Source organism: Buchnera aphidicola (Anoecia oenotherae), assembly GCF_005080765.1.
Classification (GTDB): Bacteria; Pseudomonadota; Gammaproteobacteria; order Enterobacterales; family Enterobacteriaceae; genus Buchnera_E; species Buchnera_E aphidicola_AB.
The window spans coordinates 442,375-456,756 of record NZ_CP033012.1; the positions used below are offsets into that span (position 1 = coordinate 442,375).

9 protein-coding genes are annotated in these 14,382 nt (G+C 22.1%); all 9 read left to right on the forward strand.

Annotated elements, in window-relative coordinates:
• Positions 1 to 108 precede the first annotated feature (108 nt).
• Positions 109 to 1,398, forward strand: a complete 1,290-nt coding sequence (gene tig, locus D9V65_RS01830; protein ID WP_158341955.1) for a trigger factor — start codon at positions 109 to 111, stop codon at positions 1,396 to 1,398.
• 186 nt (positions 1,399 to 1,584) lie between these two features.
• Complete coding sequence (gene clpP / locus D9V65_RS01835; RefSeq protein WP_158341957.1) at positions 1,585 to 2,211, forward strand: ATP-dependent Clp endopeptidase proteolytic subunit ClpP; 627 nt, start codon at positions 1,585 to 1,587, stop codon at positions 2,209 to 2,211.
• Between the two features lie 113 nt (positions 2,212 to 2,324).
• Positions 2,325 to 3,575, forward strand: coding sequence for an ATP-dependent Clp protease ATP-binding subunit ClpX (gene clpX, locus D9V65_RS01840; RefSeq protein ID WP_158341959.1), 1,251 nt, complete (start codon positions 2,325 to 2,327; stop codon positions 3,573 to 3,575).
• Positions 3,576 to 3,766: 191 nt separating this feature from the next.
• Complete coding sequence (gene lon / locus D9V65_RS01845) at positions 3,767 to 6,124, forward strand: endopeptidase La (RefSeq protein ID WP_158341961.1); 2,358 nt, start codon at positions 3,767 to 3,769, stop codon at positions 6,122 to 6,124.
• A 284-nt stretch (positions 6,125 to 6,408) separates the two neighbouring features.
• The gene (locus D9V65_RS01850; RefSeq protein ID WP_158341963.1) at positions 6,409 to 8,268 is read left to right on the forward strand and encodes a peptidyl-prolyl cis-trans isomerase; all 1,860 of its coding nucleotides are present in this window, start codon (positions 6,409 to 6,411) and stop codon (positions 8,266 to 8,268) included.
• Positions 8,269 to 8,465: 197 nt separating this feature from the next.
• Complete coding sequence (locus tag D9V65_RS01855) at positions 8,466 to 10,196, forward strand: SmdA family multidrug ABC transporter permease/ATP-binding protein (protein WP_158341965.1); 1,731 nt, start codon at positions 8,466 to 8,468, stop codon at positions 10,194 to 10,196.
• 24 nt (positions 10,197 to 10,220) lie between these two features.
• Positions 10,221 to 11,966, forward strand: a complete 1,746-nt coding sequence (locus tag D9V65_RS01860) for a SmdB family multidrug efflux ABC transporter permease/ATP-binding protein (RefSeq protein ID WP_158341967.1) — start codon at positions 10,221 to 10,223, stop codon at positions 11,964 to 11,966.
• Between the two features lie 398 nt (positions 11,967 to 12,364).
• Positions 12,365 to 13,450: a DNA polymerase III subunit gamma/tau gene (gene dnaX, locus D9V65_RS01865; protein ID WP_158341969.1), complete on the forward strand. Its 1,086-nt coding sequence runs from the start codon at positions 12,365 to 12,367 to the stop codon at positions 13,448 to 13,450.
• 521 nt (positions 13,451 to 13,971) lie between these two features.
• A complete protein-coding gene (locus D9V65_RS01870; RefSeq protein WP_158341971.1) occupies positions 13,972 to 14,301 on the forward strand; it encodes a YbaB/EbfC family nucleoid-associated protein in 330 nt (109 codons plus the stop codon).
• Positions 14,302 to 14,382 lie beyond the last annotated feature (81 nt).

The window sequence follows — 14,382 nt, forward strand, 5'->3', positions numbered from 1 at the left end:
TTTAAACGTAAATTAAAAGTAAAATAAAAATAAAAAAATTTTTATTTCTTTAGATTCTATACATATTTTATAAATGTATTTAAATAATTATACTTTATTGGAATTAGTATGAAAAAGAAAAAAAAAGAAAATAAAACAATCACATCTCATTTAGTAACATTAAACATTAGCAAACAAGAATTTTTAAAAAGAATAAATCTAGAAAGTATAATATTAAAAAAAAATATATCTCTACATGGTTTCAGAAAAGGAAAAGTGCCATTAAATATTATATATGAAATGCATAAAAATGAAATTATGCAAAAATCACTTACATATCTGATGGAAAAAAATTTTTTAGATTATCTTAATAAAAAAAAATGTAAAATATTAGAATATCCAAAATATATTTTTCAGGGATATTCTCTTAATAAAACTATTACTTATTCCGTTAAGTTTTATGAATATTTATCCCCTTCGATACAATCAATAAAAAATACTACAATCATAAAGCCAATAATTAATATTACTAATTCAGATAAATCTTTTTATTTAAAAAAAATATATAAAAATTATTTATCATGGAAAAACACATCTTATTCGCTAATACAAAAGTCAGATAAAATTACTATCGATTATGAATTAAAGTTTAATAACCTATATATTGAAAAATATAAAACAAAAAATTTTTCTTTTACTATAGAAAACAAATTGCTTTTTTCTGAAATTCGAAACAAACTATTAGGACATAAAATAGGCGATATTTGTAATATATATAAAACATTTTCGTCAAATTATTGTGAAAAAGAACTTAAAGGAAAAAAAGTAAAAATTGTAATTTTAATCAAAAATGTAGAAAAACCATGTTTGTCTATTTCAAAAAAAAGAGAATTTTTAAAAAAAATTAAAAATAATTTATTTAATACTATTAAAAAAAAAATAAAAATAGAATCAAATGTTTTAAAAAAAATATATATTAAAAAACAAGTTATTAATAATATTTTAAAAAGAAATTCTATATCTTTCCCAAAAAAAATAATAAAAGAAGAAATGGATTTAATATATAAGTATTATAATGTTAAATATAAAAAAAATTTTAGATGTTTACTTTCAGTTTATTCAGAAAAAAAAGTAAAAACTGAAGCTATAAAAAATTTAATTTTAAAATTAACTTTTAAAAAAATTATTAACGATAATCCAATTGTTATTGACAAAAATATTATTCAAAAATTTTTTCAAAATTATTTAAAAGAAAAAAATATATATTCAAGATATCTAAATACTTATTACAAAAATACAGAAATAAGAAAAAAAGTAGATAACCATATTATAGAAAAGCAAATTTATTTATCTTTACTAAAGATAATGAAAATTATATATAAAAAATATTCTTTTCAACAGTTTTTAAAAAAAATCTAAACAAATGAAAATTTTTAAACAATAAATATTGTATTATCTATATACTATCTTTTAATAATATTCAATGTATTTATATGTTGTATATTTTATATACTAAAATTAAAATGTTTTATATATGTAATAATTGTTTTTATTTTTTATAAATTTATCACTTTTAACAAATTAAATATAATTAATAGAAAAAATATGTATAAAAATAAAATATATCAAAATTATGTAAAAAATTATTCACATCTTATTCCTATGGTAGTAGAAAATCATGAAAGAGGAGAAAGATCTTACGATATATATTCTCGTTTATTAAAAGATCGGATTATATTTATAACAGGATCTATAGAAGATAATATGGCTAATACCGTAATAGCCCAACTCCTATTTTTAGAATCTGAAGACAAAGATAAAGACATCTTTTTATATATTAATTCTCCAGGAGGAATTATTAGTGCAGGTATGTCTATTTACGATACAATGCAATTTATAACTCCAGAAGTAAACACTATTTGTATAGGACAAGCATGTTCTATGGCGGCTTTTTTGCTTGCTGCTGGAAATGTAAAAAAAAGATATTCCCTTCCTAATTCTAGAATTATGATTCATCAACCTTTAGGACAATACAAAGGACAAGCATCTGACGTTGAAATACATGCTAAAGAAATTTTGTTTATAAAAAAAAAAATGAATAAAATTCTTGCTGAAATGACTAAAAATACTTTTGAAAAAATAGAAATGGATACTGAAAGAGATCGTTTTTTAAGTGCTCACGAAGCAAAAGAATATGGTTTAATTGATTCTATCCTAACAACTAGAATATAAATTCTATTATTTTGTTTAAATTTAACAATTATTTGTATAAATAAAGTTTATATTTTTTATTAGAAATTTATAAACTACAAAATTAAATATAAACTTTATATGTAAGGTTTCTTATGAACGACGATATTAAAAAAAAAGTTGAATCCATGTTATATTGTTCTTTTTGCAATAAGTCTGAAAATAAAATAAAAAAAATTATTACTGGAAAAAATGTATCTATTTGTGAAGAATGTATTCTTTTATGTAATAAAATAATTACACAAGAAAAAAATAGCGAAATCAGTCAATTTATGTGTAAAATACATTTAACTCCACATGAAATATACGAACATTTAAATCATCATATAATCGGACAAAAAAAATCTAAAAAAATACTTTCTGTAGCAGTATATAATCATTATAAACGCATTAAAAAAAACATTTTCGAAAACGATCAAATTGAATGCGAAAAAAGTAATGTTTTACTAATAGGACCAACTGGAAGCGGGAAAACATTATTAGCTAAAACATTAGCAAAAGTTATAGACGTTCCTTTTGTTATAGTTGACGCCACTACGTTAACTGAAGCAGGATACGTAGGCGAAGACGTTGAAAATATCATACAAAAACTATTAAGAACTTGTAATTTTGATATTAAAAAAGCTGAACGAGGAATTATTTATATTGATGAAATAGATAAAATTGCACGAAAATCTGAAAACGTTTCTATTACTAGAGATGTTTCTGGAGAAGGAGTGCAACAATCGCTACTAAAAATAATTGAAGGAACAATAACTTCTGTTCCACCTCAAGGTGGAAGGAAACATCCTAATCAAGAATTTTTACACGTTAACACTTCTAATATTCTATTTATATGTGGTGGAGCTTTTCATGGATTAGAAAAAATTATTTCAAAAAGAATCCATACTACTAATTCTATCGGATTTCATTCTGTTCTCAACAATATAAAAAAACATAACTATAATTTATTAGAAAAAATAGAACCCAAGGACTTAATAAAATTCGGATTAATCCCAGAATTTGTTGGAAGATTACCTATACTTACAAATGTAAAAGAACTAGATTATAAATCTTTATCAAAGATATTAACTAAACCAAAAAATGCATTAGTTAAACAATATCAAACACTTTTTAAAATTGAAGGGGTAGAATTAAAATTCTGTGATCAGTCTATTAAAGCAATAGCAAAAAAAGCATTACGAAAAAATATAGGGGCTAGAGGATTACGTTCTATTTTAGAAAACATTTTATTAGACACTATGTTTAATTTACCTTCTGTTAAGAATGTAAAAAAAATATTAATTACAGAAGACACTGTTTATAATAATTCTGATCCAGTATTAATATATAAAACAAAAAATTAATAAGCATATATATATAACGATAAATACTAATATTATTAAAACAATCAAAATGTTCATAAAATACGTTTGTCACATAGTTATTGAAAAAGTTTGATTGCCATACGCTATAATCATTAATTATTCATATAATTATTAACTTAGTTAAAAATCAATTTTTTCAAATTAGTTTAAAAATATAAAGGTCTATATTAATGAATATTGACATATTAGAAAAAATTATTAAAATTTCTATTTTACCATTACGAGATGTTGTAGTGTATCCCTATATGGTTATTCCTTTATTTGTAGGAAGAAAAAAATCAATTCAATGCATAGAATATGCTATGGATCATGATAAAAAAATACTGTTAATAACTCAAAAAAAATCAACTGTAGAAGAACCTAAAGAATCTGATTTATTTAAAGTTGGAACTGTAGCTAAAATTCTCCAAATGTTAAAATTACCAGATGGAACAGTAAAAGTACTAGTAGAAGGATTATTTCGTGCAAAAATAAAAAACTTTATAGAAGAAAAAAAAGAATATTTCCTTGCACATATTTGTAAAAACAAATCTGAACCTGTAGAAGAAAAAAAAGTTACTGTTTTATTAAGAACAACTATTAACCAATTTAAGACTTACATAAAATTAAATAAAAAAATTCCTTTTGATATATTGACTACTCTGAAAGAAATAGATGATCCAGAAAAATTAGCAGATACCATCGCATCTCATATTCCGCTAAAATTATCATCAAAACAATTAATACTAGAATTAACAAATGTTGAGAAAAGATTAGAAAATATAATGAGTGCAATGGAATCAGAAATTGATTTACTAGAAATTGAAAAAAAAATTAGAAATCGTGTTAAGAACCAAATGGAAAAAAGCCAAAGAGATTATTATTTAAATGAACAAATAAAAGCTATTCAAAAAGAGTTAGGAGAATCAGATATAAATTTAGACGAAAATGAAAGTTTAGAAAAAAAAATTAAAACAAGTAAGATGCCTAAAGATGCTAAAAAAAAAGCTATATCGGAACTTCAAAAATTAAAAATGATGTCTTCTATGTCTGCAGAAGCTACTGTTATCAGAAACTATATTGACTGGATATTGCAAGTTCCATGGAATATAAAAAACAAAACTAAAAAAAATTTAAATACAGCAAAACATATACTAGATAACGATCATTATGGGTTAGATAATATAAAAGAAAGAATTCTAGAATTTCTTGCTGTACAAAATAGAACAAAAAAATTGAAAGGTCCAATATTATGTTTAGTGGGACCTCCTGGAGTAGGAAAAACATCATTAGGAAAATCTATAGCAAAAGCTACTGGTCGAAAATATATTAGAATGGCATTAGGTGGAATAAAAGATGAAGCTGAAATAAGAGGTCATCGCAGAACATATATTGGTTCTATGCCTGGAAAAATAATTCAAAAAATAGCCAAGGTTGGAGTTAAAAATCCTCTTTTTTTACTAGATGAAATTGATAAAATGGCTTTTGATATTAGAATAGATCCAGTAGCAGCATTATTAGAAGTTTTAGACATAGAACAAAACATAGCTTTTAATGATCATTACTTAGAAATAGATTATGACCTTTCTGATGTGATGTTTATAGCTACTGCTAATTCTACAAACATTCCTACACCATTATTAGATAGAATGGAAATTTTACGAATTTCTGGATATACAGAAGATGAAAAAACAAATATAGCAAAAAATTATTTATACAATAAACAAATGAATAGAAATGCTTTAAAAAGTACAGAACTTGTTATACAAGATGATGCGTTAATTAATATAATTAGGTATTATACTCGCGAGTCTGGAGTTAGAAATTTAGAAAGAGAAATATCAAAGATATGCAGAAAAACAGTAAAGAAAATATTATTAAAAGAAACTTGTACAACTGTGTTAATTGACAAGAAAAATTTAAAAAAATATTTAGGAGTTAAAAAATTTCATTTTGGAAAAACAAGATCTTCTAATCATATAGGTCAAGTCACTGGTTTAGCATGGACTGAAGTAGGAGGAGAAATTCTTACTATTGAAACAGCTTGTGTATCTGGAAAAGGAAAATTAACATATACAGGATCATTAGGAAAAGTAATGAAAGAATCAATTCAAACTGCTTTAACAGTAGTAAGATCACAAGCTAAATATTTAGGAATAAAAAGGAATTTTTATGAAAAAAAAGATGTGCACGTACATGTACCTGAAGGAGCTATACCTAAAGATGGACCAAGCGCAGGAATAGCTATGTGTACCGCTATAGTATCTTGTTTAACTCATAACCCAGTTAAATCAAACATAGCTATGACAGGAGAGATTACATTAAGTGGGAGAGTACTAAGCATAGGAGGGTTAAAAGAAAAACTGTTAGCCGCACGCAGAAGCGGTATTAAAACCGTAATTATACCTAAAGAAAATAAAATACATTTAGAAGAAATTGAAAAAAACATTAAATCTAATCTAAAAATTACTACAGTAGAAACAATAAAAGAAGTATTAATTTTAGCATTAGAAAAAAAACCGTACTTAACTGACAATTTTACAAAATAATTACTATTATTTTGCAACTGGTGAAATTAAATATTTTACCAGTGTGTATTTTTATAAGAAAATATTATATAACTTAACTGTATATTTTTTAAAATAAAATTTTTTAATAATCCAAACATTAAATAATTTTTAACTATAAAATATCGATTTTATATTATATACTAGATATATATATAATATATATATATATATATATTTGTAATTTACACACTTATATATTTGCATTTTTTAATTAATTTAAATCAAATTAAATTTCATTTTTTATAATCAAGGCTAATTTCAAATTGAAAAAGATCATAGTTAATAGTTTATTAACTTTATTAGCTATTTCTTTAATGATAAGTACTACTTATACTTGCATTAAAAAAAACAGCGTAAAAAAAGAACACGTATCTAATGTCGATAGTATACAAAAAAAAGAAAGTACACTTAAGTATATTTATCAATTAATTTCTTTAGAAAAAGATGCAAAATCTAATAATTTACTAAATAATTTTTATTATAAAAAAATTAATTGTACTGATCACAATTATAAAAAATTATTATCTAATAAAATAAAAAGTGTACTATTAGACCAATACATGAACAAAATTCATTTTTCACTAAGTCCTTCTTTTATAAAAAAAAAAATACAATCATTATCTTTTTTTAAAAAAAACAATAAATTTAACCAAGTTAAATTTAATAAATTTTTAAGTATTTTAAATATTTCAAAGCAAGAATATGAAAATTTTGTTAATTTACAAGAATCAAAAAAAAAATTCTTGTCTGTACTAAAAAATACTGATTTTGTGACAAATGCAGAATTAAAAATACTTTTAAGGTCTTTCTCCGAACATAGAATAATTAGTCAAGCTAAAATAAATATTTGCAAACAAATAAATCGAGAAAAAATAAAACCACAAAATATAAAGAAATATTTTAATAAACATAAGTCTTCATTTTTTTATTCTGAAAAACTAAAAATAAATTATATTAAACTTGATATGAACAAGTTAAAAATATTAATTAATGATAATGAATTAAAAAAATGGTATATACAACATCATAAAATTTATAATATTCCAGAAAAAAGAAAATTTACTATTATAAAAACTAAATCTAAAAAAGAAGCTAAAACTATATTCGCATCTTTACTACTTGGAAAAAATTTTGAAAAAATAGCAAAAAAAAGAAAAAGAATAACTAACTATATACCTTTAACAAAAAAAAATAGTACAAATTGGATAACTAAATCATCATTTCCAATTGAAATTCAACATGCATCATTAGTAAACAATGGAGATATTTCTAAAATAATTTGTTCTAAAAAAAATTTTTTTATTTTTAAATTAAGCGGAATAATTCCTTCGCAAAAAAAACTGAATTTAATTCCAAAAAAAATTTTTCTATCACAATTAACTAATAATAAAATTTATCAAAAACTTCCAAATATTAATCAAAAAATAAAAAACAAAAAAAATAACCTAAATTATATTGCAAAAAAATTTAAGTTAAATATTCTACATGCCACTCTTTTTTCTAAAAAAAATACTCTAAAAAAATTAATTGATACTATTTTAGAAAAAAAAATGTTTAAAACAATGGGTATTCGCTCTATATCTTCTATATCTAATATAAATTTATATACCGTTGACTTTAAAAATGGAATATATTATCTCTTTAATATAGAAAAATATATCCCAAAAAAACAAAAAACTATTTCAGAATGTAAAAAAGAAATAGAAAATATATTGAAATATATAAAAATAAGAAAAAAAATAATAATGAATTTAAAAAAAACAATAGATACAAAACCAAATAATGAATTACAAACATTATTAAATAAACAATTTTTTTTCTCTGATAAAATTACCCTTTCTCAACTAAACATTTCACCGGTCCAAAAATTTTCATTTAATTTACAATTTAAATTAAAAAATAAACCAGTTTATGGAATTTTTGTAGATCCAAAAGGAAATATATTTCTTATTGCATGTCACAATACATTTTATTCTAATTCTTTAAACAAAAAAAACGTTTTATTACTACAAAATTATATCAAAAATTATTATTCTGGAGTTTTTCTTTATAACATTATTAATAGTCTAGAACAAAAATCTGATATTAAAAACAACACTCAACTGTTAAGAAATATAGTTTAAAAAAATATTTTTATTTAAAATAATTTTTAAAAACATATTCATTTTCTCTATAAAAATAAATTAGTATAAAATTTTGTATTTTTATTATTATTTTTTAGTATTAAAGTATTATACATAACTATATTTAAATATTAAAAATACAATAATTTTACTCATAAATTATTTATATATATACTTTAACTAGTAGGAAATTTTCTGTGAAATTGTTTAATCAATTAAAATGGTTTTTTTTAAAAGAGTGGAAACGTTATTTAGGAGCTATAACACTATTACTTATAATTGCTATACTTCAACTACTTCCTCCTAAATTACTTGGAATTTTAGTCGACGCAATTATTCAAAATAAAAAAAATAGTATTAATATATTCAACTGGGTTATATCCATGCTTGCTACTTCTATTATTATTTATATATTTCGATATATTTGGAGAATTTTATTGTTTGGTGCATCATATAAATTAGCTGTAGAATTAAGAAAAAAATTGTATGAATCACTTAGTAAACATAACATGTCTTTTTATTTAACAAAAAGAACTGGAGATTTAATGGCTAGAGCTACCAATGACGTAGACCGCGTAGTTTTTGCAGCAGGAGAAGGCGTTTTAACATTGGTTGATTCTTTAGTTATAGGTTTTTCCGTTTTAGTTGTTATGAGTACTCAAATTAGTTTAAAACTTACTATAATTGCTTTACTACCTATGCCAATAATGGCATTTATAATACAAAAATTTGGAAAAAAATTACATATTCGTTTTCTTGAATCACAAGCTGCTTTTTCTTCTTTAAATAATCAAGTACAAGAAAGTTTAACGAGCATTAGAATGATTAAAGCTTTTGGATTGGAAAAAAACCAATTAATAAAATTTAACAAAATTGCTGATTTTACTAGCTTTAAAAATATGGAAGTAGCTAAAGTTGATGCATGCTTTGAACCAATAATTCATTTTTTTATTTCTATGTCTAATATTTTATCTATTACCGTAGGAGGTTGGTTAGTATGGACTAATGTTATTACTTTAGGACAATTAACTAGTTTTATTATGTATTTAGGACTAATTATTTGGCCTATGTTAGCTTTAGCATGGATGTTTAATATAGTGGAAAGAGGAAGTGCTGCCTGGGAAAGAATTCAAGAAATTTTAATTGTTCCAAAACTTATAAGTGATAAAAATTTAAACACTGCTTTTCCAAAAATAATCAATAATTTTATTATTAATATAAATTGTTTTAAATATCCAAAAACTAAAAATTATTTTTTAAAAAATATAAAAATTATTTTATCATCAGGAAAAATATTAGGATTATGTGGACCAACAGGATCTGGAAAAACAACTGTGTTAAATCTTATTCAACGTCATTTCCCAATAAATAAAGGAGAAATTATTTTTAATGGAGTAAACTTAAATCAATTATCTCTAAAAGAGTGGAGAAATCGTATTGCAGTAGTAAATCAAACCACATTTCTATTTTCTGATACAATATTTAATAACATAGCTTTAGGAAAACCTAACGCAACTTATTCTGAAATCAAGTTTGTTGCTATATTAGCAAATATCCATACTGACATCATTCGATTTCCTAAAAAATATAACACTCAAGTAGGAGAAAAAGGAGTTATGCTATCAGGAGGACAAAAACAAAGAATTGCAATTGCTAGAGCTTTACTATTAAATACAGAATTACTAATTTTAGACGATGCTTTATCTGCTGTCGATGGATGCACTGAACATAAAATTTTAAGAAACATAAAAAAATGGAAAAAGAAAAATCAAAGTATAATTATTTCATCTCATAGACTATCTGTTATAAAAAACTCTGATAAAATTATAGTTATGAAAAATGGGAATATTATTCAACATGGTTCTCATATAAATTTAATGAAAGAAGTAAATTGGTACAGCAAAATGTATAATTACCAACATATTTAATATAATTAAAAAGGAAATTATTGAATGCTAAATTGTTTTATAAAACTGTGGCCAATTTTTCAACGATTACTTGCTTATAGCAAAAAATATAGTAAATCTCTCTATATTGCTTTTTTCTTACTAATAGCAGCTTCAATAGCTGAAGTGTCTAGTCCTATATTAATAAAATATTTCATACAAAATATCATAGAAAAAAAAGAAAGAAATGTTCATTTAATAACATTAATTATATTATGTTTTTTAATTTTGCAGATTATTGCTTCTACTCTAACCTATATAGAAGCTATTTTATTTAATAAAATATCTGTAAAAATAGTGTATGCAATCAGATCAGAAGTAATGCGTTCAGCTTTAGCACAACCCGTTTATATTTTTGATGCTCAGCCTATAGGACAATTAATTTCTAAAGTAACTAATGATACTGAAGTTATAAGAGAATTATATGATACTGTAATATCTACTACATTACGTGGAACAGCATTCATTAGTACTATGTTAATCAGCATGTTCTTCTTAGAATGGCATATGGCTATTTTAGCTATAACTATGATTCCTATAGTTTTAATTATTATGTTAATACACCAAAAGTTTAGTACACCCTTATTAAGAAAAGTAAGGTTTTATATTGCTAATATAAATAATAAATTTAATGAAATAATAAACGGCATGAATGTTATTAAACAATTTAATCAAGAAGATAGATTTGGAAAATATTTAAAAGAAACTAGTTATTCTCATTATTTAGCTAGAATTAAAATACTAAAATTAGACGGATTTTTATTACGACCTCTTTTGAGTTTTATTTCTTCAATTATTCTTTGTAGTTTAATGCTATTAGTAAATTATTTTTCTAACAAATTATTTGAAGTTGGTGTTTTATACGCTTTTATAAATTATTTAGGACGTCTTAATGAACCTCTTATAGCTATAATTACGCAACAAACTATTTTACAACAAGCTATTGTAGCAGGAGAAAGAATATTTGAATTAATAGACTCTCCAAAACAAAACTATGGAGAGAACAAAATTACTATATCTACTGGAAAAATTGCTATTAATAATCTAAATTTTTCATATTCTAAAAATAGTGCGCTTTCATTAAATAATATTAATTTAATAATACCAAATAAAAAATTTATAGCTTTTGTTGGAAATACTGGAAGCGGAAAAAGTACATTAGTTAACTTAATAATGGGTTTTTATCCTATTAAAAATCAACGAATCTTTATTGACAATAAAGACATAAACTCATTATCTTACTTTTCTCTAAGAACTGGAATTGCTATCGTACAACAAGATCCAATTATTTTAGCGGATACTATATTAAACAATATTGATTTAGGAAGAAATATTTCTATAAAAAAAATATTAAAAACTCTTAAATTAGTAAAACTTTATTCTTTCATTAAATCTATGCCAAATGGAATTCATACTATGTTAGGAGAACAAGGAAATAACTTATCAGTTGGACAAAAACAATTATTAGCTATAGCTAGAGTATTAGTTATAAAACCAAAAATATTAATTTTAGATGAAGCAACAGCTAATATTGACTCTGAAACAGAAAAGACAATTCAAGAAACCTTAACAACTATTAGAAAAAATACTACATTAGTGATAATAGCACATAGACTATCTACTATTACTGATGCAGATAATATAATTGTTTTACAGAATGGGAAAATAATAGAAGAAGGAACACATAAAGAATTAATAAATAAAAGAAAAGTATATTTTAAAATGTATAAAGGACAAACATACAATCAATAATATTTAATATTGCGTATTTATAAAAAAAAAGTAAATCCCTGTTAGTAATTTTCTAATACCTGATTCACTTGATGTAGCTGCTTTCTTCCGAACCTGACTTATTCATTCAAGATTACAACATTAGGTTACTAACAGAGATTTATTTGTAGTTTTACATATTTACATAGAAATATAATTTCTACAAAAAAAAATTTATATTTCTATATAAATAAAAAACTATATTCTTAATCGATTTATAATAACATAAAATATACATTTTTTCATCCTATAAACATCTATAAATAAAAATTTTTCTTTTTTTTACGATATTTATATATTTACATACATAAAATACAGATAACTATATATATTTTTTTATGATAAAATAAGAAATAATACACTGTTTTTTTTATATAATTATGACTTATAAAATATTAGCTAGAAAATGGAGACCTCAAAAGTTTAGTCAAGTATGCGGTCATGAATATGTTATAAAAGCTATTACTAATAGTATTAAATTAAATAAAATACATCATGCTTGGATTTTTTCTGGTAATAGAGGAACTGGGAAAACTACTATAGCTAGAATACTTGCTAAAAGTTTAAGCTGCGACTACTCTATTACAGAAAATCCGTGCAGAAAATGTTTTATTTGTAAAAATATAGAAAAACATTGCTTTTCAGATTTTATAGAAGTAGACGGAGCATCTAAAACAAAAGTAGAAGATATAAAAGAAATGCTTTCAACTGTTTTTTATAGTCCCTTACAGGGAAGGTTTAAAATATATTTAATAGATGAAATACACATGCTATCTAAACATAGTTTTAATGCTTTACTAAAAATTTTAGAAGAACCTCCAAAACACGTTAAATTTATTTTTGCAACAACAGAAATAGAAAAAGTTCCAAATACAATATTATCCAGATGTTTAATTTTTAAATTAAACGACTTAAATTTTATTGAAATATATAATTTTATTTCTAAAATTTTAAAAAAAGAAAATATAAAAATAGAACCTGAGGCTTTAAAAATAATTTCTAACTATTCTTTAGGTAGTATTCGAGATGCTTTAAATTTTCTAGAACAATCTATATATATAGATAATAAAAAAATTTTAACGTCAACAATTATTAATTTATTAGGAACGTTTAATGAAGAAATTATTTTTAAAATTACACAATCAATCATAAAAAAAAACATTACTAACACGTTTAAAAAATTAAAACAATGTGAATCTTCATATTTTAATTGGGATTATTTATTAGAAGAAATATTAAAAATATTTCATTTTATTTCTATGATAAAATTATATCCATCTATATTAAAAAACAATTATTATATGTCATCTTTTGAAAATGAATTATTAAAAATAGCAAAGAAATTAAGTTTTAATCAATTAAAATTGTATTATAAAACAATTCTTCATGGACGTTCACTAATCCATTTAGCTCCAACTAAAAAAATAGGTATAGAAATGCTATTATTAGAAATATTGCATTTATAAAATAAAATTGATATAAAATATTGCTAAACATTTTATGATTATTGTCAACAACATTAAAAATATAAAATAAAAATGGAATCCAAAGATAAAAATAATAGTTTTTTAAAACGTCAAAAATTATTAATGAATATTATTGAATCTAGAAAAAAAATAATAGAAAAAAAAAAATTATTATTTTAAATAAAGAAAAATATTCTTTAAAAAAAAATAATGCTATTAATTTAAACGAAAAATTTTATAAATTAATAAAAAAAAAATCTACATTTTTTTTAAAAAAAAAAGAAAAAAAATCTAACTTATCATCTTTTGATTTTACTAAAAAAAAAAGTTTGATAAAATCTATATGAAAGTGCAAAAAAAAAATTTTTTTATGAAAAAAAATTTTTTATACGATAAAAATTTTAAAAAAATTATACAAATATTTGAAATACATCTAAATGAAAATAAATTAAAAATAAAAAATTTAAAAAAAAAATAAAAACACCATCTATTATTTTTTTCATAAAAGGTAATATTACTATATGTTCAATAAACACAATTTAGGAAATTTAGTAAAACAAGCTCAAGATATGCAAGAGAAAATGAATAAAATACAAGAAGAAATAGAAAAAATTGAAGTTACAGGAGAGTCCGGAGCTGGTTTAATTAAAATAACTATAAATGGTTCTTATATTTGTAAAAAAGTAGAAATTGATTCTAGTTTGTTTGATGAAGAAAAAGAAATTCTAGAAGATCTATCAACAGCTGCTTTTAATGATGCTATTAGAAGAATATCGGAAATAAAAAAAAATAAAATGTCTTCTATTTCTAATAATATGAACATTCCTAATGCATTTAATTTGTCTAACTAAACTATACAATAGTACTATAATAAACATACTAGATACATCATATTATATACTTATTATTATTTATATCACATTTTTGATATA